Origin of the sequence: Methanosarcina sp., from assembly GCF_028693135.1 — an archaeon.
Taxonomy (GTDB): domain Archaea; phylum Halobacteriota; class Methanosarcinia; order Methanosarcinales; family Methanosarcinaceae; genus Methanosarcina.
Window position 1 is genome coordinate 110,351 of sequence record NZ_JAQUVZ010000009.1, and the last position, 23,557, is coordinate 133,907.

General features: G+C 44.4%; 23 protein-coding genes. 16 read left to right on the forward strand and 7 right to left on the reverse strand.

Annotated elements, in window-relative coordinates; genetic code table 11:
- Window positions 1-595 precede the first annotated feature (595 nt).
- Window positions 596-1,666, reverse strand: a complete 1,071-nt coding sequence (locus PHF18_RS06600; protein ID WP_300100048.1) for an NAD(P)-dependent glycerol-1-phosphate dehydrogenase — start codon at window positions 1,664-1,666, stop codon at window positions 596-598.
- An 815-nt stretch (window positions 1,667-2,481) separates the two neighbouring features.
- Between PHF18_RS06600 and PHF18_RS06605 the strand changes: the two genes are divergently transcribed.
- From PHF18_RS06605 to PHF18_RS06665, 13 genes are all read left to right on the forward strand, one after another.
- Window positions 2,482-3,339 (forward strand): DUF63 family protein, encoded by an 858-nt coding sequence (locus PHF18_RS06605; RefSeq protein ID WP_300100128.1) that lies wholly within the window; start codon window positions 2,482-2,484, stop codon window positions 3,337-3,339.
- A gap of 70 nt (window positions 3,340-3,409) precedes the next feature.
- Window positions 3,410-4,153 (forward strand): stage II sporulation protein M, encoded by a 744-nt coding sequence (locus tag PHF18_RS06610; protein WP_300100051.1) that lies wholly within the window; start codon window positions 3,410-3,412, stop codon window positions 4,151-4,153.
- Window positions 4,154-4,459: 306 nt separating this feature from the next.
- The gene (locus tag PHF18_RS06615; protein ID WP_300100054.1) at window positions 4,460-5,623 is read left to right on the forward strand and encodes a formate--phosphoribosylaminoimidazolecarboxamide ligase family protein; all 1,164 of its coding nucleotides are present in this window, start codon (window positions 4,460-4,462) and stop codon (window positions 5,621-5,623) included.
- 384 nt (window positions 5,624-6,007) lie between these two features.
- Window positions 6,008-7,234 carry a translation initiation factor IF-2 subunit gamma gene (locus tag PHF18_RS06620; RefSeq protein ID WP_300100057.1) on the forward strand — a complete coding sequence of 409 codons (1,227 nt, stop codon included), beginning with the start codon at window positions 6,008-6,010 and terminating at the stop codon, window positions 7,232-7,234.
- Complete coding sequence (locus tag PHF18_RS06625; RefSeq protein WP_300100060.1) at window positions 7,231-7,596, forward strand: DNA-binding protein; 366 nt, start codon at window positions 7,231-7,233, stop codon at window positions 7,594-7,596. The genes PHF18_RS06620 and PHF18_RS06625 overlap by 4 nt, the downstream gene beginning before the upstream one ends.
- Before the next feature lie 61 nt (window positions 7,597-7,657).
- Window positions 7,658-8,242 (forward strand): DNA-directed RNA polymerase, encoded by a 585-nt coding sequence (locus PHF18_RS06630; protein ID WP_300100063.1) that lies wholly within the window; start codon window positions 7,658-7,660, stop codon window positions 8,240-8,242.
- Window positions 8,243-8,270: 28 nt separating this feature from the next.
- Window positions 8,271-8,456, forward strand: coding sequence for a transcription elongation factor subunit Spt4 (gene spt4, locus PHF18_RS06635; protein ID WP_300100066.1), 186 nt, complete (start codon window positions 8,271-8,273; stop codon window positions 8,454-8,456).
- Window position 8,457: 1 nt separating this feature from the next.
- On the forward strand, window positions 8,458-9,045 hold the full coding sequence (locus PHF18_RS06640; RefSeq protein ID WP_300100068.1) for a GTP-dependent dephospho-CoA kinase family protein: 588 nt from the start codon (window positions 8,458-8,460) through the stop codon (window positions 9,043-9,045).
- Window positions 9,026-9,331 carry a 30S ribosomal protein S24e gene (locus PHF18_RS06645; RefSeq protein WP_300100070.1) on the forward strand — a complete coding sequence of 102 codons (306 nt, stop codon included), beginning with the start codon at window positions 9,026-9,028 and terminating at the stop codon, window positions 9,329-9,331. Before PHF18_RS06640 ends, PHF18_RS06645 begins: the two co-directional genes overlap by 20 nt.
- A gap of 21 nt (window positions 9,332-9,352) precedes the next feature.
- A complete protein-coding gene (locus tag PHF18_RS06650) occupies window positions 9,353-9,502 on the forward strand; it encodes a 30S ribosomal protein S27ae (RefSeq protein WP_084630595.1) in 150 nt (49 codons plus the stop codon).
- A gap of 530 nt (window positions 9,503-10,032) precedes the next feature.
- Window positions 10,033-13,095 carry a tetratricopeptide repeat protein gene (locus PHF18_RS06655; RefSeq protein ID WP_300100077.1) on the forward strand — a complete coding sequence of 1,021 codons (3,063 nt, stop codon included), beginning with the start codon at window positions 10,033-10,035 and terminating at the stop codon, window positions 13,093-13,095.
- 79 nt (window positions 13,096-13,174) lie between these two features.
- On the forward strand, window positions 13,175-14,896 hold the full coding sequence (locus PHF18_RS06660; protein ID WP_300100080.1) for a bifunctional N(6)-L-threonylcarbamoyladenine synthase/serine/threonine protein kinase: 1,722 nt from the start codon (window positions 13,175-13,177) through the stop codon (window positions 14,894-14,896).
- The gene (locus PHF18_RS06665) at window positions 14,889-15,443 is read left to right on the forward strand and encodes an XTP/dITP diphosphatase (protein ID WP_300100083.1); all 555 of its coding nucleotides are present in this window, start codon (window positions 14,889-14,891) and stop codon (window positions 15,441-15,443) included. Before PHF18_RS06660 ends, PHF18_RS06665 begins: the two co-directional genes overlap by 8 nt.
- 121 nt (window positions 15,444-15,564) lie before the next feature.
- On the opposite strand, the gene PHF18_RS06670 is transcribed toward PHF18_RS06665, so the two are convergent.
- Window positions 15,565-15,909 (reverse strand): hypothetical protein, encoded by a 345-nt coding sequence (locus PHF18_RS06670; protein ID WP_300100086.1) that lies wholly within the window; start codon window positions 15,907-15,909, stop codon window positions 15,565-15,567.
- A 327-nt stretch (window positions 15,910-16,236) separates the two neighbouring features.
- Here PHF18_RS06670 and PHF18_RS06675 point away from each other — a divergent pair, with 327 nt between their 5' ends.
- Window positions 16,237-16,836, forward strand: a complete 600-nt coding sequence (locus PHF18_RS06675; RefSeq protein WP_300100089.1) for a hypothetical protein — start codon at window positions 16,237-16,239, stop codon at window positions 16,834-16,836.
- A gap of 22 nt (window positions 16,837-16,858) precedes the next feature.
- Here PHF18_RS06675 and PHF18_RS06680 read toward each other — a convergent pair whose 3' ends face one another.
- Both PHF18_RS06680 and PHF18_RS06685 read right to left on the reverse strand, forming a co-directional pair.
- Entirely contained in the window at window positions 16,859-17,650 is a 792-nt protein-coding gene (locus PHF18_RS06680) for a cyclase family protein (protein ID WP_300100092.1), read from the reverse strand.
- Between the two features lie 74 nt (window positions 17,651-17,724).
- Window positions 17,725-17,910, reverse strand: a complete 186-nt coding sequence (locus PHF18_RS06685) for a DUF362 domain-containing protein (RefSeq protein WP_048129108.1) — start codon at window positions 17,908-17,910, stop codon at window positions 17,725-17,727.
- Window positions 17,911-18,092: 182 nt separating this feature from the next.
- Between PHF18_RS06685 and PHF18_RS06690 the strand changes: the two genes are divergently transcribed.
- Window positions 18,093-19,154 carry a radical SAM protein gene (locus tag PHF18_RS06690; RefSeq protein ID WP_300100101.1) on the forward strand — a complete coding sequence of 354 codons (1,062 nt, stop codon included), beginning with the start codon at window positions 18,093-18,095 and terminating at the stop codon, window positions 19,152-19,154.
- Between the two features lie 583 nt (window positions 19,155-19,737).
- Entirely contained in the window at window positions 19,738-20,322 is a 585-nt protein-coding gene (locus tag PHF18_RS06695) for a metal-dependent hydrolase (RefSeq protein ID WP_300100104.1), read from the forward strand.
- A 226-nt stretch (window positions 20,323-20,548) separates the two neighbouring features.
- Here PHF18_RS06695 and PHF18_RS06700 read toward each other — a convergent pair whose 3' ends face one another.
- The 3 genes from PHF18_RS06700 to PHF18_RS06710 form a co-directional block, all read right to left on the reverse strand.
- Window positions 20,549-21,082 (reverse strand): acyltransferase, encoded by a 534-nt coding sequence (locus tag PHF18_RS06700; protein WP_300100107.1) that lies wholly within the window; start codon window positions 21,080-21,082, stop codon window positions 20,549-20,551.
- Between the two features lie 331 nt (window positions 21,083-21,413).
- A complete protein-coding gene (gene nadE / locus PHF18_RS06705; protein ID WP_300100109.1) occupies window positions 21,414-22,406 on the reverse strand; it encodes an NAD(+) synthase in 993 nt (330 codons plus the stop codon).
- A gap of 108 nt (window positions 22,407-22,514) precedes the next feature.
- Window positions 22,515-23,531 carry a hypothetical protein gene (locus PHF18_RS06710; RefSeq protein ID WP_300100111.1) on the reverse strand — a complete coding sequence of 339 codons (1,017 nt, stop codon included), beginning with the start codon at window positions 23,529-23,531 and terminating at the stop codon, window positions 22,515-22,517.
- Between the last annotated feature and the right edge of the window lie 26 nt (window positions 23,532-23,557).

Below are 23,557 nucleotides of genomic sequence, written 5' to 3' on the forward strand. Positions count from 1 at the left end.
TTTAAATCAGAGTATGAATAAATTAAATTCATGGTAAGATAAGCAGGATACCCGTGTCTTTAGACATGGGAGGAATGCGTCAACATCCCCGTACCTGCTTTCATCCCTCATTTAAATAGTAATAAGTTGGGTGGGAGCTAAAAAGAAGCTCCCCTCTACTTTCGTAGAGTAATGCGTATCCCGATTGTGGACTCCAACTTCGTGAAGTTGGAGTGTTACAGCGTAGATGGAACCAGTCAATCAAGGAATCCGACCTCCTCTCGATCTGATATGGAAAGGTTTAACGATGCAAGCACCGCCCACAACCCTTTAGGGCTTTTAACCGGCATCCTTAGAGCCTTAAACTGAGGCGACATTCAAGGGTAACTATTTCTTTCCTATCGTTTACCGATTTTGTTAACTCCAATCGGTGATCTGGTCAACTTAGACACTATTACATGCCTGCCAATTTATTGGCGGGTAGTTGACTATTATTACATCTGAACCCCGGCCTTAAAAGGCTCGGATATTTCATGGTGTTTATTTTTATGATATAGTTGCATGATATATCAAACAGTCGCTGATTTTTTATTTAGGCATGAGTTAGAACAACTTTTCAACTTATGACCTTTGTGATTCTTGCAACTTTCTCGGCTGCCGAGAGAGTAAGACCGTTTCCAAGAATTGTGTAGCGGTCCGGGCGGATACTGTGTGCATGTAACAGGGCTTCGACTATATATTTATCTTCCATGCCCAGTTCTTCTGCATTCGTAGGAGCCCCGATCTTTTTTAAGGCGTCCCTGATTTCCTGCCAGTCTCCTCCGTGAAGGTACATCATCATGATTGTACCAACTCCACACTGTTCTCCGTGCAGTGCAGGCTTTGGGGCAATCCTGTCAAGGGCATGGCTGAACATATGTTCCGATCCCGAAGCCGGCCTTGAAGAACCTGCAATGCTCATTGCAACTCCATTTGAGACCAGGGCTTTTACAACAAGCCTGGCAGACGTCTCATGCTCTGGCTTTATCGAATCGGCAGATTCTATAACCACCCTTGCTGCCATGCGGGAGAGAGCTGCAGCGTATTCTCCGAAGTACTCGTTTCGGAGTCTGCTTGCAAGCTCCCAGTCCATTACTGCCGTGTAATTGGAAATGATGTCCCCACAGCCAGCTGCAAGAAATCGGAAGGGAGCCGCAGAGATAATTTCTGTGTCCGCGACTACGGCAATAGGGGCCTGAGCCTGTACGGAAGAGCTTTTTCCATTATCAATTATCGATGCGCGAGAAGACGCAATGCCGTCATGAGAAGCTGCCGTCGGCACACTGATAAAAGGAAGTTCAAGCCGTGTAGAAGCAAGTTTTGCAAGGTCAATAGACCTACCGCTTCCTACTCCAAGAAGAAAAGTCGCCTCTGTCTCGAGGGCTTTTTGCATAATTTTCTCGACTTCCTCCATGGTCGCCCTGCAGGTAAGAACCGTTTCTGCACTGCTCCCCGCGTTTTCCAGGAGTTTGCTCACTCTTTTACCCGCAACATCCCAGGTAGTATTCCCGGTCACTATCAGCGCATTTCCTTTCAGTTTAAGGTCCCTGCAGACATCTCCAATTTCCTCAAGTACACCATGCCCGATCAGCACATCCCTCGGAAGCTGCATCCATTTTGCGCTGTTTTTATTAATTGTCAATTTCATACCCGCATAAATTTTTGGTTGTAATATAGATTGTGATATAGATTGTGATATAGATATAGTGTAAGATAAAGTGTAAGATTATAGTGTAATAACTGATTTCTTAAACACGGCGGTGTTAGCCAGCCGGAATTGAAGCTTACTTACTAAAGATTAACATCTCAATTGTCACTGCAGATATCTCTAATCATCCGGATATTTAACACCAGCAGATAACTACACAGGTATCTGATATCAACAGATGATAATAACTACAGAAAACATCGACAACTTATCAAATACAGATCAAATATAGTGTACATAATTTAATAGGAGAACTTAATTCATTAACTTAATTCTCAGATAATATTAAGAACACAATGCTCTTAACCAATTAATTCCACATCCTACGTCCCTTATTTACCATTTCATCCGGGCTTATGTAAGGAATTTAGGCGCCTGAATGTAATTAAACAGGGATATTTCACCAGTAAATTACTTAAATCAAGTCTTTCTCTGTTGATAAGTCTATTAACTAGTACCTTTAACAGATAAAATTAAATAGCTAAATTATATAAATGTGGAGATATAATAATCGCTGAATACAACACTGGTATAAAATGTTTGCTTTTCCTGAAACAAAACTTCGAGAAGGCAAAGAAATATCTGCAATTAGACCGAACACCGTTCACCAGTGAGGTTAACTACACTTATAATTCAGAAATAAGTTTGTTTCATAAATATGAGCCAGTACACAAATTCAGCTATGTACAGTAAGTATTCTATGTACAGTAAGTATTAATTGTATTAGGTTATTGCCATTTTGAATGAGTGATAAGATGAGTTTTTTAACGGATAACATATCACAATTTATCAATACCTATTATCTGAACCCCATCAGGGGCGATGAAGGGTATAACCTTGTAAACACCATTACCTGGGCAGTGGTACTGGGAATTTGTATTTTTGGGGTTTTCAGGCTCCTTAAAAAGCTTGACGTAAAGATAACCCCCAGGTTCATCCTCTCAATCCTGCCATTCGTACTTGCAGGTTCTTCTCTGCGCGTGATTGAAGATTCTCCGGCTGGCATCTTTCACCCTCCTTTCTCCTATATGCTTATAACCCCGAATATTTATTTTCTGGTTTTCGGAATAACCGTAGTCTGTCTCTGGCTCTCAATCCGACTGCAGAAGGCAGGGCTTGTAAAAGATTATCACCCCATTTTTGCAGGCTTCGGGCTGGCATGGTTTTTAATAAATCTTGGCACTCTGCTACATTTTGAGGACATTGTAGTCGCTTACGTTCCGGTCTTTGTGATTGGAGCGGGGACAGGGTTAACCTTTGCCTTTTACCTGGTTGCACGCCGCTTAAAATCCACGATTTTTACCGACCCTCTAAACCTTTCAATCCTGCTTGCCCATCTGCTGGATGCTTCTTCGACATACATAGGGATAGATAAACTGGGATACTTTGAAAAACACGTGCTTCCTTCTTATCTCATTAAACTTACGGGTACTGCATTGGTTATGTATCCATTGAAACTAATTATCTTCGTAGGGGTTCTTTATGCACTTGATACCCAGTTTGAGAAAGATGAAGAATCAAACAACCTGAAAATGCTTATTAAAATGGTTATTTTGATCCTCGGGCTTTCTCCGGCAACCCGGAACACAATCCGAATGATGCTGGGAATCTAAAAGAAATGGGACACAGGTGCCTGCAGCAGATAGCGGGATTCAGTAGATTAAGTCTATATGGGGGATAAACATGGAAAGAGAGACAGACTATTATTTGCAGGAGAGAAACAGAGAAGTAAGAGCAAAAACTCCTGAAGGGACTGGGGAGGAAAAAATATATGCTACCGCAGAAAATTCCTTTTTAGCCGTCCCCGGAGAAACAAAATCCCGGTCAGGAGGAAGAAGTGCCTCAAAGGTATCTGAGTTTACCAGCTACCTGCGTTTTATCTGGCCATATGTCCTTTTCATGACCGTTGTATTTTTTGGGGCTCTATTTGCAGGTTATGCTTCCTCGGCTAATTTTCCGAATATGGCTGATACGCTCATGGAAAGTTTCAGTTCCCGTTTCGCACCCCTCATGGCGATGTCCCCGATATTTATTATGCTTGGAATCTTTCTTAACAATGCCTTTGTAAGCCTGCTCTTTCTTGTACTCGGGCTTGTCTTTGGTGTCCTTCCAGTAATGTTTATCGCCTTCAACGGATATATTGTAGGAGTTATCTCGCACCTCGTAGCCCAGGAAAAAGGCCTGCTTTTTATTTTCCTTGCTCTTCTCCCGCACGGGATAGTGGAACTACCCATGGTCTTCCTGTCAGCTGGAATAGGGCTAAGGCTCGGACACCAGGTTTTCTCTGCCCTTATAGGCAAGCCTACCGAGATAAAAAAAGAATTTAAAGAAGGGTTAAGATTTTATTTTTACTGGATCGTACCTCTTCTTTTTCTGGCAGCAGTGGTTGAGGCCTTCATAACACCTCTGATCCTGAGTTTCTTTTAAAAATAGGATAAACGTGGAAATTACGGTAAGAGGACAATAACAGATACTACAGCTTACCCTTCATTATATAAATGATTACTTCTATTAGAAAGGGTTTTAATAGGTAAAGCCGTTAATGGGGAAAAATCCAATCAGAGCTTTTATTTCATAAAACCCGGCAAGCTACCTTCGGGACCTGGACTTCAGGTATCTCATCTTGAATATCAGGTTAAGAATCATATATCAGGGAAAGAACCACACAGGATTATACCTGATCACCACCTCACAGAATTATCAATACCTCGAAAAAGCTGAGGGACATTATATATGATTGACAGGAAAGAAATTAAGGAAATCGTTGAAAACTATTATTCGCATGCTGATAAGATTAAAGTAGGGACAATTGCCTCTCACTCCGGACTCGACATCTGCGACGGAGCAGTTGAAGAAGATTTCAGGACCCTTGCAGTCTGCCAGGCAGGAAGGGAGAAAACTTACACCGAATACTTCAAAGCCCAGAGGGACCCTTACGGGAAAATAAGGAGAGGAATTGTCGATGAGACAGTTGTGTTTAAGAAGTATAACGAAATTCTCCTGCCCCAGAATCAGCAGAAACTGGTTGACGAGAACGTGCTTTTTATCCCTAACCGCTCTTTTACTTCCTACTGCAGCATAGATGAAATCGAAGAAAATTTCAGAGTGCCTATGGTAGGGAGCAGGAACCTTCTCAGGAGTGAGGAGCGGAGCGAACAGCAGAGCTACTACTGGATCCTCGAAAAAGCGGGGCTGCCGTTCCCGGAAAAAATAGAGTCTCCCGAGGACATTGACGAGCTTGTAATGGTCAAGCTCCCCCATGCGGTAAAGACCCTCGAAAGGGGATTTTTTACGGCTTCAAGCTACGGGGAATACCTGGAAAAATCCGAAGCCCTTATAAAACAGGGAGTGATTACGCGTGAAGCTCTTGAGATTGCCAGGATCGAGCGTTATATTATAGGGCCCGTGTTCAACCTTGATATGTTCTACTCTCCAATCGAGCCAAAAATGAGCAAACTTGAGCTCCTTGGCGTTGACTGGCGATTTGAGACCAGCCTTGACGGGCATGTAAGGCTTCCTGCCCCTCAGCAGATGGCTCTTGCCCAGCACCAGCTCACTCCGGAATACACCGTCTGCGGACACAACTCGGCAACTCTTCGCGAGTCCCTCCTTGAAAAAGTATTCGAAATGGGAGAAAAGTATGTAAAAGCAACTCAGGAGCATTACGCACCTGGAGTTATAGGGCCCTTCTGCCTCCAGACCTGCGTGGACAAGGACCTGAATTTCTATATTTATGATGTGGCTCCTAGAGTAGGCGGCGGGACCAATGTGCATATGTCAGTAGGACATTCCTACGGCAACTCACTCTGGAGAAGGCCAATGAGTACGGGCAGAAGACTTGCCTTTGAGATCAGGCGCGCTCTGGAGCTCGAGAAACTTGATATGATCGTCACATAAATTTATTAAGGCTTTCCGGCATTAGTAGATATGAGTTTTGCAGGATACCGTAAACTTTAAAAGTATCATGAATCTGCTAGATTCAAACCGTAACTAAAAATTTAAGGACAGAACTTGCCTGGGTTTCCAGCCTGGAAATTTAGAATTTACCTGGGAGAAGGGGTTCGGGCTCATGGATAAGCCCGTTCCAGTAAAATCCCGCTCCAATTTACAGATTACATAAAACCAAGGATCACATAGTGAAAATTAAAGATCGGATTAGGTTTAGAGTTGAAGTCTGCAGCCCCGAGGGAAAAAAGCAGTTAAAATCCCTGAAGGTACAGATTTCGGATAAATACCTGCCTTAGATCAGATTATCTTCACTTTACTGGAGGAAACTACAACTTGAGTCAGCCCTGTGTTAATATCGGCATGGTAGGACATGTCGACCATGGAAAAACCACACTTGTTAAAGCTTTATCCGGCGTGTGGACGGATACGCATAGTGAAGAAGTAAAAAGAGGGATTTCGATAAGATTGGGGTATGCGGATTCCCCATTCATGAAATGCCCGAAATGCCCTGCACCTCAGGGTTATACTGTGGAAAAGACCTGTCCCAACTGTGGAGAAAAAACGGAAGAACACCGGACAGTGTCCTTTGTAGACGCACCTGGGCACGAAACCCTTATGGCAACCATGCTTTCAGGAGCTGCAATCATGGACGGAGCAGTACTCGTAATTGCCGCAAACGAAGACTGCCCTCAGCCCCAGACAAAAGAACACCTTATGGCTCTGGACATAATAGGGATTGAAAACATTGTTATCGTGCAGAACAAGATTGACCTTGTATCAAGGGAGCGCCTTGTCGAGCACTACCATCAGATAAAGGAATTTGTCAAAGGTACGGTCGCAGAAAATGCACCTGTAATCCCGATCTCAGCCCAGCAGAACATCAACATCGATATCCTGATCGATGCCCTGGAAACCCAGATCCCGACTCCTCTACATAAAGCAGGCAAGCCTGCAAGCATGCTGATCGCCCGGTCTTTTGACATTAACAGGCCCGGAGCCTCAATTGATGAAATCCACGGAGGAGTTATCGGAGGCACCCTTACAGAAGGCGTACTTCACCCCGGAGACGAGCTCGAGATAAGGCCAGGAATCAAAATCACAACCGAAGGAAGCACTAAATGGGTTCCTATCCTGACGACGGTCTCATCCATTTATGCAGGCGCAACAAAGGTAGAGGAAGCAACTCCCGGAGGTCTTCTGGCTGTCGGAACCTACCTTGACCCTACCCTGACAAAAGGCGACTCTTTAACCGGACAGATTGCAGGCGCACCAGGCACTCTTCCTGATACCAGGCACCAGTTTGTCATGGAACTACACCTGCTCGAGAGGGTTGTGGGAGTCACCAAGGAAGAAAAAATCAATGAAATCAAGACCAGTGAACCCCTTATGCTCAATATAGGAACCGCAACGACTGTAGGTGTGGTAACAAGTGCCCGGAAAAATGAAGCCCAGGTGGCACTCAAACGCCCGATAAGTGCAGCAGTTGGGGCTATGGTTGCTATCAGCAGGAGAATCGATTCCCGCTGGAGGCTCATTGGAGTAGGGGTAATAAAAAGTTGAAAATCATAATCGATACTAACGGGTTCATGATCCCTGTCCAGTTCGGTGTGGATATTTTCGAAGAACTGAAAAGGCTGGGTTTTAATGAGTTCTATGTGCCTGAAGCTGTTGAATTTGAAATCGAAAAACTCATAAAGCGGGAAAAAGGTTCAAACAGAACAGCTGCAAAGGTTGCCAGGTCCATGATGGACAGGTGCGAGCGAATAGCCGGTACGGGGCCTGCTGATGACGTGATTCTCAGGCTCGCGAGAGAGATGGAAGCGGCTGTTCTGACAAACGATATAGGGTTGAAGCGCAGGCTTGCCGAATACAGGGTCCAGGCCGTGTCTCTGCGCCAGAAAAACAGACTTGACGTTGTCTGAAAACCCCACCGGACATTTCCGGGCAGCAGTTCCATTGATTAGGTTTACGGGTGATTAGCAGATGTATAAATTAATGAAACTCGTTGATACTGTTCGTATCCCTCCCACCCTTCTTGGGGAAGAAGTGATGCCTACCATTAAAAACGCGTTACGGGAAAAACTTGAGGGACAGGTTGACAAAAAGCTTGGCTCCCTTGTCACGGTTTACAATATCGACGAGGTCGGAGAAGGGCATATCCTTGTCGGAGACGGGGCTGTATACTATGATGTTACATTCGAAGCAGTAATGTTTCTCCCCGAACTCCAGGAGATTATCGAAGGTGAGGTCGTGGAAGCAGTCGGCTTTGGAGTTTTCATAGGAATGGGCCCAATGGACGGGCTGCTCCACGTAAGCCAGATTACTGACGACTTTATTTCATACGATGCCAAAAATGCAAGGCTTGTCACTAAAACCGGAGGCAAGGCAATTGCTGAAGGGGATCATGTAAGAGCTAGAATTGTTGCAGTCAGCATCAATGAAAGGGAACCAAAAGAAAGCAAGATAGGGCTTACCATGCGCCAGACTGCTCTTGGAAAACTGCAGTGGCTCGAAGAAGCCCGCAGAAAGAAGCAGCCTTCGGAAGTAGCAGGTCAAGAGACCACCTGAATAAAGAAGGCAAAAGAGAGGATTTGCAATGCCAGAAAAAGCCTGTCGACACTGCCTGAGGGTCCTAGAAGGGCAAAATTGTCCTGTTTGCGGAACTTCAGACCTTGCAGAAGAATGGAGTGGACTTGTGATAATTCTTGACACAGAACGCTCCGAAATCGCAAAAAAACTCGGGGTTGACATCCCGGATAGATTTGCCTTGAAGGTGCGCTGAGTTGAGTATTCATATCGAACTTCCGAGAGAACTTCGCCCTCTTATGAAAAGACCACTTGGCACATTATACCGAGGAAAGGGCAGGGATACCATAGAAAAGTTTGTAGGGAAGCTTGCAAGCCCCACAAAACTTATATCCGTAGGGGATGTTACTACATTCCACCTGCTCGAAGCCGGGATTATTCCGGACATCTGTATTGTGGACGACCGTACCAAAAGGAAACCGGTATCCAGAGATGTGTCGGCCCGGAACAGGGATAAGGTCTATGAAGAAGTTTCGGTTGACAACCCTGCGGGGATTATCACCGATGAGCTGATAAAAACCCTTTGCGAAGCGTTTGCCTCAGAAAAACTTCTCCGCATTTTTGTAAAAGGAGAAGAGGACCTGGCAACCCTTCCGGTAATCCTTATGGCTCCACTGGGGTCTGTGGTCCTTTACGGGCAACCTGATGAGGGTGTGGTCTTTGTAGAGGTCACTGAGGAAAAGAAGGAAGAAATAAGGGCTCTTTTTGAAAAGCTCATCAGCAAAAATCAGAATAATGAATTGGATAAGATACGGAGAATTCTAGATGGACATAAATATCCTTAAAGATAAAAAAAATGCACTTTTAAACAGAAGGGAACTGGATTTCATTGTGAAATATGAAGGTTCAACTCCTTCCAGAAGTGATGTACGGAACAAGCTTGCTGCAATGTTAAATGCTCCCCTTGAACTGCTGGTCATCCAGAGGATCAAGACCGAGTACGGAATGCAGGAAAGCAAGGGTTATGCCAAGATCTACGAAGATGCAAGCCGCATGAAAGAAGTAGAACTTGAATACGTCCTGAAGAGAAACCCTGCCCCCGGAGCAGAAACTGAGGAAGAAGAGGCGTAAGCCTTACTGAGGTGTATAAACATGGCAGTAAAAGATTACTACAAAGTCCAGGGCGACTCCGTAACCAGACTTAGACAGTTCTGTCCCAGATGCGGACCCGGTGTATTTCTTGCCGAACACAAAACCCGCCTCGCCTGCGGAAAGTGCGGCTATACCGAATTCAAGAAATAACCCGCAAGGGAAATCATAACTTATTTTTCAACCGGACCGCAGGAGTTTTTCCTGCGGCTCCTTTCACTCAAGTCCTCTTCTGGAGGAAAATCTCTCAAACTTTTTCTTGCAGATTATACCAAATTCGGTTCACTTTTTTCACATAATTTGCTGCAGGTCTACTTTCGATAGTTATATCTTTTTAGACCCTAATTATTTATCCTAATTAATAGTCTAGTAATGAGTAAAAAGATTTAACTGGAAAAGATAAGCAAGCTTCTTTTTAAAATTAACAATTTTTAGTTTATAATTTTAGAAAAATGTCAATTAAAAGAGATAATCAGTGAGTTTTACAACCAGTATACATCTTTTTTGCATAAACTCTTTTTTGAATAAGCTCTTTTTTGCAATCGATGCGCAGTAACTTAACCTGAAGTTAAAGTCAGACCATAAATTTAGTAAATCAGTAACTATTTTCTGTAGTCGTATATATAGCCTGGCGCATATACAATTCTACACAAATATTTTAAGAAGACAACTCCTGGGGTAATATGCACTCTCTTTATGCCAGAGCCTGGTACAGTAAAGCCCTTGCTCTTTTGAACCTGAAAAATCCGATCGAGTCAGAGAAAAATTTTGAAAAGGCTCTTGAAGCTTTCGATGCCTTGCTTGAGATAAACCCTGAGGATACGGTCGCCTGGCAATATAAAGGAAAAATACTGCGGTACATGGACCGACCTGAGGAATCTCTGGAGGCTTTTGAAAGGGTTCTTGCTTTTGACCCGGACAATGTCCCTGCCCATTATTTTAAGGGCCTGACACTCGGGTACCTGAACTTTCCTGAACAGGCTCTGGAGGCTTTCGAAGAGGTGTTTGAAAGAGATGCAAAACATGCAGGAGCTCTTTACTATAGCGGGCTTGCCTTAAACCGACTGGGGAAGCACATCGAAGCAGTTTCAGCCCTTTCAGGGGCTCTAGAAATAAATCCTGAAAACCCTGGAGCCTGGTACTACAGGGGAACATCCCTCTACACTCTGGGAAAGAATGTGGAAGCTCTTGAAGCTTTTGAAAAAGCACTGGAGCTGGAACCCTCACATGCAGGGGCATGGGAAGGCAAGGCAAAAGCATACCTTTCCCTCGGAAGAAAAAGGGAAGCTTTGAGAACATGTGAAAAGGCTCTGGAACTTGAGCCCGCTTCTGCAGAGGCATGGGAAACCGGGGGGAAAATTCTGGAAAGCATTGGGAAAAGAGAAGAAGCACTTGAAGCTTTTGAAAGAAGCCTTACTCTTGAACCCATGAATGTAAAAAACAGGATCGAAAAAGGCAGGCTGCTCGGAAGCCTGGGAAAGTATGAGGAAGCACTTCAGGCATTTGAAAGTGTACTTCAGATGGACAGTTCTCTTACTGAAGCAAAAATCAACAGGGGAAAAGCCCTGCTGGCTCTTGGAAATTACCAGCAGGCTCTTGATTCTTTCAGTAAAACCCTTAAAGAAGACCCCAGGAATTCAGAAGGCTGGGGGGAGATGGGCAGGTGTTTCCTTGCCCTCGGGAAATATTACGAAGCAATGCAGGCTTACGAAAAAGCTCTCTCCTTCGGGCCAGAAAATAGCTGCACCCTGAGCGGTATTGGGGAGGTCTACTATGAGCTTGGGGACTGGCCTCGAGCTCTTGAGGCTTTTGAACAGGCTCTAAGGCTTGATATAGAGAACGCCTTTGCCTGGAACGGGAAGGGAAATGTACTCTGCAAACTCGGGAAGTACAGGGAAGCCCTCGACGCTTATGAAAATCTCCTTACACTTGATTATGAGAGCCTGCCTGCCCGCTACAACCGTGGAGTTGCCCTCTCCAGGCTTAAAACCAGGCAAAAGGATACAGAAGAGCCTCTTGAAAACCAGCTCCAGACAGCTTTTAAAAAATACCTTGACCTGTCCGAGAAGTTTCCTGAAGATAAAATCGGGGCTGAGGGCTGGAAATACAGGGGGCTTGCTTTTGCCGAAATTGGAGAGTATAAAGAAGCACTTAAAGCTTTTGACAGGGCAGCAAAATACGGATCAGAGGACATATCTCCCCTTGTCTACAAAGGAATTGCCCTCATCTGCCTTGAGAAATATGAAGAAACTCTGGAGGCTTTTGAGCAGGCAGAAGAGATTTTTTACACAACCATAGGCGCAGAAAAAGCCGGATGGTCAGGTGAAGAAAAAAAAGTGGAGATGTCCTGGATTCAAGCCCCTGCCGGAAAAAAATCCATGCTGGGAATACTCAGGACCGCCAAAGGTTTTGCTCTTGACGCTCTTGGAAAATACGAAGATGCCCTGAAAGCTTTTGAGAGTGCCAGAAAGCTTTCGGGAAACGGAAAAATTTCCTGTTCCGGGAAAGGAATTGTTTTTTCACACTGCGGAGAATGGAAAAAAGCCCTTGAAGCGTTTGATGCAGCCTTTGTCTTCGATCCCAAAGATACCCTGGCTTCGGCAATGAAAGCCTTTGCCCTGATAAGGCTTCAGGAGTTTGAGAGGGCTGTCGAGGTCCTTGAGAAGTCCACAGTAGAGTATACAGATCCTGATCTTCCCTCCTGCCTGCTGGGTTTTGCCTGTTCTAAGCAGGGAGATTTCGAAAAAGCCCAGAAGGCTTACAGGAAAGCAACTGAAGCAAACCCGAAGAACATTTATGCCAGGAACGGGCTTGCAGAGATTTACTTCAGGCTCGGGAACAGCAAGGGTGCATTAAAAGAGCTTGAAGCTTCAATTGCAGAAGCTCCGAAGAATGCGTTTTCAAGGAACCTGAAAGGCAGGGTAGAGCTTGAAGAACAGGCATGTGAAGCTGCTCTTGAATCCTTCAGGCAAGCTCTTGCCCTGGATACGGAAGACCAGCGACACCTGCTCTGGGATGCATACGCCAGGTATATGTATGCAGAAACTTCTTTTGAAGAAAATAGTGCACGTTTCAGGTACATGCTCCTTGCGGCTGTCGGAAAAATTGAAAAGGCAGCCATTTGCCAGGAACCCGAAGACAATGAACTGAAAGCTTATGCCCTGTACTTCCTGGGACTTTTTTACTGCAAGATCCGTTACTTTCGAAAAGCTTCGGAAAGGCTCGAAGAATGCCTGAAGCTTGAAAATTCCGGGAAGGTTAAACAGCCTGCCACCCTGCTCCTTAAAAACATCCGTGCAGGCCATCCAGGATCTGCCTGGTGGGATTGGTGGCTTGCTCCGGGGAAACAAAGTTTTATTAAAAAAGCAGGGTTCGGGTTAATTTTCCTTTTGATCTTCAGCTTGCTGCTGTCCCATCCTGCAGCCTCGACTCTCCCCCTCATATCCTGGCCGGCATCCATTATAAGCCAGACTTTTTACCCGGCTGGGGAAAACAATGCATTATGGGCGCTTTATGGAAAGGAATATGTAATCTCGATTCTGATTTTGTCCGCTCTCCTGCTCCTTCCGGTGTTCAGATTTGGCAGGCAGGAAAAGGAAGAACTTGAACTTGAAACACTTACTCCGCCGCCTCCGGAATTTGACATCCCGACATCCACTCTGGAAGAGTTTACGGAGAAGCTTGAAAAAAGCCTGTTCTCCCCGGAACCCATGCGAGAAAGTATGGAAAAGCTCGGGAAGTTTTGAAGCTCGGGAAGCTTTAAAGTCTGGGAAGTTTTAAAACCTGGGAAATTTAAAAGCCCCGGAAGAAAAACTGGAAAAGCAAATGTATATAACCCTCTCCGATATTATCGAAGGCAGTGATAGCAAGCAGAGGAGACGCATTGGAAGGAGAGTGGAAGCCGTGAAAAACACATTCATCCTTGGAATTGAGGGCACTGCCTGGAACCTGAGTGCCGCAATCGTGACCGAGACCGAGATCATTGCCGAGGTTACAGAAACTTATAAACCCGAAAAAGGCGGAATCCACCCCAGGGAAGCCGCCCAGCACCATGCAAAGTATGCAGCAAGTGTTGTCAAAAAACTCCTTGCAGAAGCAAAAGAAAAAGGGGTAGAGTCTTCGGATATTGACGGAATAGCTTTTTCTCAGGGCCCCGGACTCGGACCCTGTCTGAGAACTGTTGCAACCGCAGCCAGGATACTTTCCCTGTCCCTGGGTATTCCTCTTATAGGAGTCAACCACTGCATTGCTCATATAGAAATAGGAATCTGGAGAACCCCTGCAAAGGACCCTGTAGTTCTTTATGTAAGCGGGGCAAATTCCCAGGTAATCTCGTATATGGAAGGGCGGTACAGAGTCTTTGGAGAAACCCTCGATATTGGCCTGGGAAACGCCCTTGATAAGTTTGCGCGGGGAGCGGGCCTGCCTCACCCCGGAGGGCCTAAAATTGAGGCATGCGCAAAAGACGCGAAGCAATATATCCACCTCCCGTATGTGATTAAAGGAATGGACCTCTCATTTTCCGGGCTTTCCACTGCTGCAAGCGAAGCCCTTAAAAAAGCCTCTCTTGAAGATGTCTGCTATTCCTATCAGGAAACAGCTTTTGCAATGGTTGTGGAGGTTGCAGAACGAGCCCTTGCTCACACAGGAAAAAAGGAAGTGCTGCTTGCAGGCGGAGTGGGAGCAAATACCAGGCTTCGCGAGATGTTAACCACGATGTGTGAAGCCAGGGGTGCAAAGTTCTATGTGCCCGAAAAACGCTTCATGGGCGACAACGGGACAATGATCGCATATACCGGGCTTCTGATGTATAAGTCAGGAAATACCCTCTCGATTGAAGCTTCGCGTGTGAACCCGAGTTTCAGGACCGATGATGTGAATGTGACCTGGATAAAGGAAGAGGATATGAAAAAGGTCCCTGAAATATCTCCTGAGATATTCCTCAGGACCCCACCCGGAGAAATGCTGGACAATGGAGCTGAAGCTGTTATTTACCTTGAGGAGGGGCCTGAAGGAAAGAAGGTGCTTGTTAAGGAAAGGGTCCCTAAGGTTTACAGGCACAGAGAGATAGATGAGAGGATAAGGAAAGAAAGAAACCGGGCTGAAGCCCGCCTGATGTCTGAAGCCAGGCGTACAGGAGTGCCGACGCCAATCATCTACGATGTTGAGGAATTCAAGCTCAAGATGCAGTTCATCGAAGGAGTTCCCATAAAGTATCTTATAACCCCAGAGGTTTCGGAAAAGGTCGGAGAGCTTGTAGGCAAGCTGCACAGTTCAGGTATAGTACACGGAGACCTTACCACCTCAAACCTCCTGCTTGCAGGCGAGAGGCTTTACCTCATTGACTTCGGACTTGCTTATTTTGACAAAAGCCTGGAATCCAGAGGCGTGGACGTTCATGTGCTTTTCCAGACTTTTGAAAGTACGCACCGCGGTCACGAAACCCTTGTTAAAGCTTTCAAAAAAGGGTATGGAAGTACTTTTATAGATTCAGAGGATGTACTCAGGCGAGTTGAAGAGATTAAAAAGAGGGCTCGCTATGCATAAGATCGTCTTTGTTACAGGAAATAAGGGCAAGTTTGCCGAAGTCAGGGATATCCTCAAAACTTTCGGAATCGAAGTAATCCAGAACAAAAATGGTTATCCGGAACTCCAGGAAGATGAACTTGAACCGATCGCTGCTTACGGGGCACAGTATGTTGCAAACAAACTGAACATGCCTGTGATGGTAGATGACTCCGGGATCTTCATAAATGCTTTAAACGGTTTTCCAGGTCCCTACTCCCGTTTTGTGGAAGACAAACTGGGAAACCTGAAAGTGCTCAAAATGATGGAAGGAGAAGAGGACAGGACCGCATATTTTAAAACCGTAATAGGATATTGCGAACCCGGAAAAGAGCCCCTGGTTTTCCCTGGAATAGTGGAAGGGAAGATCGCATACGAAGAGCGGGGCACAGGCGGTTTTGGGTATGATCCTATCTTCGAATACCGGGGCATGACCTTCGGGGAACTCGGGGACGAAGAGAAAAATAAGGTTTCCCACCGGCGCAGGGCTATCGATAAGTTCCTGGAATGGTTTTCCAGCAGGGCTTAAAAACCCTGCATCCTCAGAAAAATTGCCTGAAAAGGGCTACACACTCAAACTAACTTAACCTCACGTGAACTAACTTAACCTCAACAAAACTAACTTAACTCTTTCTCTTTTTCCACTTATTTTATTCTTCCAGTTTGTGCTTGAGCATATCAAGAGCCACACTGAGCTGATTTAAACCCAGTTTAAGGGCAACGGTAATGACCTTGTTATTTGAAGTATGGCCGAACTCTCGTTTGATTGCAAATAAATCCATTATGCACTGCTGGTCCAGGATGAGAGGCCCGTCAAGCAGGTCTTTTGAGGTAGGCTTTTTGTCTTTAATTTCAGTTTTTTTTGGCTCGGTTTTTGACCCGTTTTCAGATTTTGCTGCCCCTCCTCCAGCTTCAGGCATCTGCCCCTGGTAGTATTCCATTTGCTGGAGGCATTGAGTCAGGCAAATGTTTTTTATAAAATCTTCAACTTCCATTTCGTTAAGGGCTGCATACTTTTTTATTCCCTCAAGCTGCTCCTCAGAAAAAGGGATACATAACAGATTTTCGTCGCATTCCTTGCTAATTCCAAACCCTCCTATGTTTTCCGATGAATTGTAATTGTAATTGCAATTTTCAGTTTATCTTTTTATCAGGTTTACCTATTGATCATTATCTTATTCAAGCTTTCTTTGACCAGTCGTCTCCTGTTATCCTTTAACCTGTTATTTATCATCAAGTTTTCCTTTTAGTTTTTAGGTGTGGAAAACTACCCCCATCCATTGAGTAAAATTTTTTATTATGTAAAGCTCATTTATCATTATATGAAAAAATTTGTTTTAGACACTGCGGCCGCAGACACGATCCCACTTAAACTTGTAGTATATCTCGGGCTTCTGGCTGCAGTAGTGCTCCTTCTGGCCCAGGCCTGGAATATAGCCTCGCCTGTCCTTCAGGAAGCGGAAATTAAAACCCAGGCAGAAACCGCTTCCCTTTCCCTTCTCTCGATCCAGGGAGGATATGCCCGAGACTCTGCAGACAGGTACAGCCCTGAGGGAAGCATGTGCACCCTGATATTTTCTCTCCCGCCGGCTATCAGGTACATAAGTTTCGGAGTGGACCCCGATCAGGAATGCAATGGAAACCTGACCGACTCCGGGTGGGTTCCGGAAAATAACACCCTTATTTACCAGTACAAAAACGGGGTTAAAAAGAGAGTGCTGCTTAAAGGAACCCCCGTCCATTTTATAAGGGGCATACAGAATCCGGAAGGTATATGGATTCCTGCCGAAAATCAGGACAGCAGCCAGAAGTCTTCGGTTCTCGAAAGCACGGCAGTGGTAATAGAATACCCGGTTTCAGGCGAGTTCCTGTTCGAAATGGTTACCCAGGACGGCATAAAATATACAATGGCCAGGTTCTGAAACAATGGCCAGGTTCTGAATATCAGAAGTCCGAAATCAGTAACGCTCTTGCCGGAGCCCCATCGCAGCCCTCAACTTTCAGGGGCAGGCACAGGAAAAAATACGTGCCAGCCTCGACTAAGCTCAGGTCAAGGCATTCCACAATGTTCACGTTATTTGAAAGAAGCGTGTGATGAGCAGGCAGGCTTTCTGAGGAGAGGCTGTCAACGGAAAAGCCATCGATTCCTACGGTTTTGAACCTATTCCGGACAATCCAGGCTGCAGCAGTTGAATCAAGGTAAGCAGATTCCTCAAATTCCCTTCCCTTATCAAGTCCCCCTACCTGAAAGCCCGAGATTTCCGGATTTTTTTCTTCTCGGAAAGAAGCCTTTGTTTTCAGAAGGAGAATAGAAACACTTTCAGTAATTTTCTGGCCATTATTTTTCGAATCATTATTTTTCGAATCATTATTTTTCGAATCATTATTTTTCGGATCATTATTTGTCTGGCCATTATAGACCTTATCAAGAATATTACCTGTCAATGCCCCGTTTCTCCGGGAAAAATCCAGAACAACCGCCTTACCCATAAGGCTCTCAATGTCCAGTCTATCAACTGAAAGCCCATCTTTCAGGATGTGAGACGGAGCATCAACGTGCGTGCCTGTATGGCTTCCGAAACTCAACCTGGAGACTGCACAGCCGTCATTTTCGAGAGTGAGGAACTTTTCGATTGAAGGCTCCGGGTCTCCGGGAAAGATAGGGGTAAAAGAAGAAATAGGGACTGTAACATCTATGATCTTTCCCTTAACTGGGATTTTTTTCGGGTCAAACATCTCTTTCCGACCTTTTCCTGACTTTTTTGGACTTTGTTAAGATTATTAGGGGCTTCAATCAACTTGATTCCTTATCATTCCATGTAAATAATGGACCTGTTAGTACATTCATCTATGCATTTCATGCAAAGGTTACACTTTTCAGGATCAATTTTTGCAAGTTCGTTTTCTTCATAAATGGCGCCTACAGGACATACATCCTTGCATTTTCCGCACCTTTTGCAGCCGAAAACTACAACATATCCTTCCTTCTCTGACATCAGTGAACCTTTGGTACCTGATAGATATATTAGTTTCTGAACTAGATATATTAGTTTCCAAATCCTTAATTTAGGAACCGGGGCCGGGAAAATTCCTTTCCATTTGGTAGAGCTCATTCGGGGCCAGAGGCAGTATCCGGAAACAAGCCTTATATAGGACAAAAGAATATGCAATCTCAGGTATGGAAAAGTTAACCAAGGATGAGACAGGCTCCTTTTGCAGTTACCTTTCAGAAGGCTGCAGGCTCTGTCAGCAGGGTGCCAAAATGGTGCTCTTTGTAACGGGTCTTTGCCCTAAAAGCTGTTTTTACTGCCCTCTTTCCGATGAAAGGAGTGGAAAAGACCTGGTTTTTGCAAACGAAAGGCTTGTAAAAAGTGATGAGGATTTGTTGAAGGAAGCTGAGCTTATGGACGCCCTCGGGACAGGGATTACTGGCGGAGAGCCTCTAATTAAAGTGGAGAGAGTCCTGTATTACATCCGCCTGCTTAAATCCTCTTTTGGGAAAGCTCATCATATTCATCTTTATACGTCTCTTGCTCCTGATAGGGAAACCCTTGAAAAGTTAGCAGAAGCAGGCCTTGACGAAATCCGCTTCCATCCTCCACAGGCTGTCTGGGGAGAGCTCATGCACAGCCCCTACACAGATGCCTTGCGAAATGCAAAAGCCCTGGGAATGGAAACCGGAATAGAAATTCCTTCCCTTGATGGTGCAGAGAAAGTTGCAGCTTTTGCAGAGGAAATGGGAGTTTTTCTCAACATGAACGAACTGGAATTTTCTGATAATAACTCAGATGCCCTTTATGAAAAAGGGTTTTCCCTGGAGTCAGACACTTCCTGTGCTGCTGCCGGGTCCCATAATTATGCTGAAATTGCTTCTAGTACGTGCAAAAGAGTACGTTTCTGTTCTTCGACCTATAAGGACGCAGTCCAGCTGCGCAAAAGGTTTCAGAGGATTGCAAAAAACACAGCGAGAGAATTTGACGAGATCACTGAAGACGGCACTCTGATCTATGGGGTTATCAATGGGGGGGACCAGGAGCTTGCAGGAGAGATCCTCGGGGAAATAGAAGTTCCCGACGAACTTTATGAAGTCAAAGAAGGGAAAATTGAGATCGCCTGGTGGGTACTTGAAGACCTTAAGGATGGACTCAAGGAAGAACTTGAACCCCTTGGAACAAAACTTTTCATTATTGAAAGACATCCTTTTGAAGACGGGATGCTTGTAGAACTGATCCCTCTATGAGGGCATCTGTCCAGACTTGTATCCAGATTCCTTTTAAAGAAAGCAGGTCAAGGTTTTTTTCAGCGAATACACATAGGGCAAAAATTTTATAGAAGATGGATCTTATAGAAGATAGATAAATAGAGTTTAGAGAACCACTAATTATCTCCCTAATTTGATCAAATCTGGAGATCCTAATGTTCTAAGATCCGTTGCGTGTCAACTACCCCATGCTAAAGCATTGTGGCTTGCAAAAGCCCTGGTTGACCAGCCTAAGTCTTAATTGACTACGTTGGAAATGTCATGATACCTGCGAATGCTTCCTCAGTTTGTAGCTCTATCGTGTAGCATTAAAAGTCCTGAGAGGTAGGGGCGGTGTGCTACACCTGACAAGCATATCCAACATTGGCGAGGGGAGACGGTTTTCCAAAACCGTGTTACATGCTACGGAAATTCGATTCCAAAGCAGAGTGGAGAAATCCAAACGTGGAACGGAATGCCAGAAAGTTGACGGCATTCCCCCCTGCGCTAAAACAACAGGGCTTCCTGCCTGTCACATGTGAAAGAATACGCTATATCCTATATATTTGAAAAAGGGTCCCTCATGCCATATCCTGTTGTACATGTTCTGTTTTTTTTGTTTTGCGTCTGCGCGGTAGCTGTATATGCTGCAACAAAGGCGTTATATCGCAAAGAGCTCTCATTCAGAAACTCAAGGACGCTACTATTACTGATGTTTGTAGGTGGTTTATGTACTCTGTTCCCGGACATGCCGGCTGTATATAATCTACTCGTAAACGGCACTATAGAACACTGCTGGATTGGCCCGATCCCGACACATTCATTGCTGTTCAGTTCTACTGCAATTCTGTTCGGAGGAGTTGTCGGATATGCTGCATACAGGGAATTCAATAAAGCAGTATACATGGCAATTTTTGCAGAATCTGCTTTCCTCACACACCTGCTGTTAGATGATATGGCTACAGGAGGCTGTGATTATCTCTATCCTCTTTACAATAAACCTATCAGTGTATTCTCAATAATGGCTACTGGATTTGCAGAGGTTGGCTTATTTAAGTATCTGATCTTCTCTTTTGTATCTGTTTTCTGTGTTTTTATTGTAATATTAATGGCACTGTTTGCTTTGAGTCGATTTGGGTTTGAATTCAGTTACAGATCTGAAAAATGATTCTGGATCGGGTTGAGATAGTTAACTACCTACCTGTCAGGCTTATGCCCTCCGAGAAAGGGGAATTCATGCTGTGCCTCCGCACTCCCAGATTTAAACGAAAAAGCATTAAATAAAAATAATAAATATTGGATAAAGTAGTCGCTTTAAAGTAGTCGCTTATTAGTATAAAAAAATGAAAAGAGTAATAAAAATATAAAAAAGTAAAAAATTAAAAACCTGTAAATCAGGTTTGGAGATCCCCTACGCCATCGAGCTTTTTAACAACTCGAGCCGGATAACCCAGAGCAAGACTGTTCGGAGAAATATCACGGCTAACTACGGACCCAATTCCTATTATGGAATTTTCTCCAATTTCAACCCCTTGCGTGATTATACATCCAGGATTTACAGAAACCCCACGCCCTATTTTTATGGGAGCCATGCTCCTCGGATAAGCCTGTCTTGTGGTTAGACTGCCTCTTGTGTGGGCAGACAGGATGCAGCGGTCCCCAATTTCAGCGTAATCTCCCACTGTGATCATTTCAGGGTGAAGCCTGTCAAAGATCACATCATAGCCGACGTATACATTCTCCCCGAGATTTACGCCCCTCATTTTATGCAGTTTTGCTCTCCAGGAAGGAACAGGGACGCATGAAGCGAGGCGTTCCAGAACCCAGTTCTTAAGGTATTTTATCCCAAACAAGATTTTATTACTGTGATAATGGCCGGCTACTTCACCAAAAGTCACTTTATCTCTGTCAGATATCACGGTAGTCATGGTGTTGTCTTCCCAATTTTGAGGTGAAAAACCCCTGGCACTTACTTTCTATTACTCTTCCACCGGTAACTATATTTCATATAGTCAGTTTTTGATTAAGTTAATTGATATTTAAACCATATTAATTGAAATTTATAATCTACAATTTCGACAGAAGTTTTATTTAATGAAAGCCCGCCTATCAGATTGAGTGCCTCCTTAATTGCACCTTTTACACCTGAATAGTCGGAACAGCGTACAATGGAAACTCTGGTGTCCATACTTATCCATCGAAATTGTTGATTGAGTTGACGTTGACGTTGAATGGTCAGTAAGCATTTGCCTAATTATCTTACATGCCCAGATAGAAAACAGGCGGAGCAGCCCGTATATACTCTGTAGTATCTTTTACCCGGTCAAAGTGCCTCCAGGCTTTTTCTATAGTATCTCTGGACAAGCCGGTGTTGTTTTCAGTTACCTCTAAAGGCAGTTTATGTTCCCGGGCATACAGGAGCTGATCAATGATATGCATGGGCATACGCCAGTAGAATTCCTCATCAGTCGTATAATGGCTCCAGGTGTCGGCACTTGGCGGGCGCTTTATAATTTCCTCATTTACCCTGAGATGTTTTGCCAGAGCATAGATCCGGGTCTTATAGCAGTCTGCAAGAGGTTCGAGGTCTACGCCACCGTCCCCGTATTTCACAAACTGACCAAGAACCAGTTCGGTCTTGTTGGTTGTGCCGCAAACCACGTAATTCATCTGTTCAGCATACATATACTGAATTACCATTCTGGACCGCTGCTTGACCCCTTGCAATCCGATCAGTTCCAGATAGTCATTTGCCTTCAGCCTGTACTTTCCAACGGTTTCACCGTCTTTTATCAGCCTGATATGAGGAACGTTCAAAAGTCCCTGGTTAAGGAAATCAGGCAGCACAAGTGAGGTTTTATGTATTTCGGGGTCGTATTCAGGACAGGTTTTCTTTATGATCTGTTCTTTCTTCTCATAAATGTTAAGGGATTCCAGGATTGGAGAAATAGGGACCTCCTCATACGTTACACCCAGGCTTTCGCAGATTTCTGCCCCCAGAATTTTGCTGGAAGGAGCGGATTCGTTTTCAGGGAGGAGAAGACCGTATACGTTTTCCTTGCCGAATTCCTGTACGCAAAGGGTAAGGGCTACAGCTGAATCAATACCACCTGAAACCCCTAAAACCACTCCTTTTTTCTTAAAAGCCGTGACCTGGTCTCTTATAAAGCCCCTGAGTCTTTCAGCAAGCTTATCAGCATCTCTGTTGAGTTCTTCCGTTATATTAACATTAAATTCTTCCTCTACCTGCATATTATTTACTCCTAAAATGATTGAAATGTTTATTTTAAAATGATTGGACTGTAATTCAAGATCAAATCGTTTAAATAAAATTGTTTAAATAAAATTGTTTAATCATGTTTAAGAGTTTTTTATATTCAAGTTAAGTTTCTCTGCAGCTTCCCCTATCAGCGGCTGCGATAGTTCCTGGTTAAGTTTTTCCAACCCTTCTTCCCTTGGCATTTCTCCACTTCGGACAAGTCCTGCTATGTCAAAGGCATATGGATGGAAGCCGTACTTTTCAAGGTGGTTATAGCATGCAAAAGAATTCAGTGTACAGTTAGTTGAATTGCTATCATTGAGGTCAGGAGCTTTCCACCCGAGCCCTATTATTGTTTCAAGCACTTTATCCTCACTATATTCCCAGAGACAGAGAGGGTGCAGCATGGATGGAGCGATTTCCCCCATATTTTTAATGACCTCATTTTTACTAAGGAACTTCTCATCTTTGTCATCAACACCTATTTTTTGAAGCTGCTTTTCAAAAAGGTTCCTTGACCATTGTATGAAATTAGCTGACAGATTGATTATGGGTTTGGGAGACTGTCCTGCTGTAAAAGCAAATATGACAAAAGGAGCGTTCTGAACTATGGCCTGTTCCAGCAATTTCTGCTTAATGACGCTGATGCAGATATTGCATATGTCGCTTGCCCTGTATTTGGCAAACTTTGGGAACGCATCAGAGGATTCGGCTGCCTTTCGGAAGAGCTCATACAGGACCTCTGTTTCCATTGTCAGCTTAAAATAGTCGCATCCTGTAATCTCACACATTTTCTTTGCATTTACTACGGCATAATCTGAAGTAAACCCATTATCAAACTGGACAGCAAGTACTTTTAAGAAGGGATAGTCTTTTTTGAGTTTGTAAAGGGTGTATGAAGAGTCTTTTCCACCTGAAAGTGCAAATATCACATCATAATTGCCCTTGCCGCTGTATTCTTTAAAAAGTTCTTCAATCCTGTTAAGGTACTGATCTTTTTCCTGTGAAGACATAGGAACATAAGTCTCACAGAAATGACAGAGACCGCTTTCTTCGTTAATTTCTATGCCCGGAATGTCCGAATTCAGAACACACTTCTTACATACTAGATTTGGCATGCTGATACTCCTCTATAATGGATCTG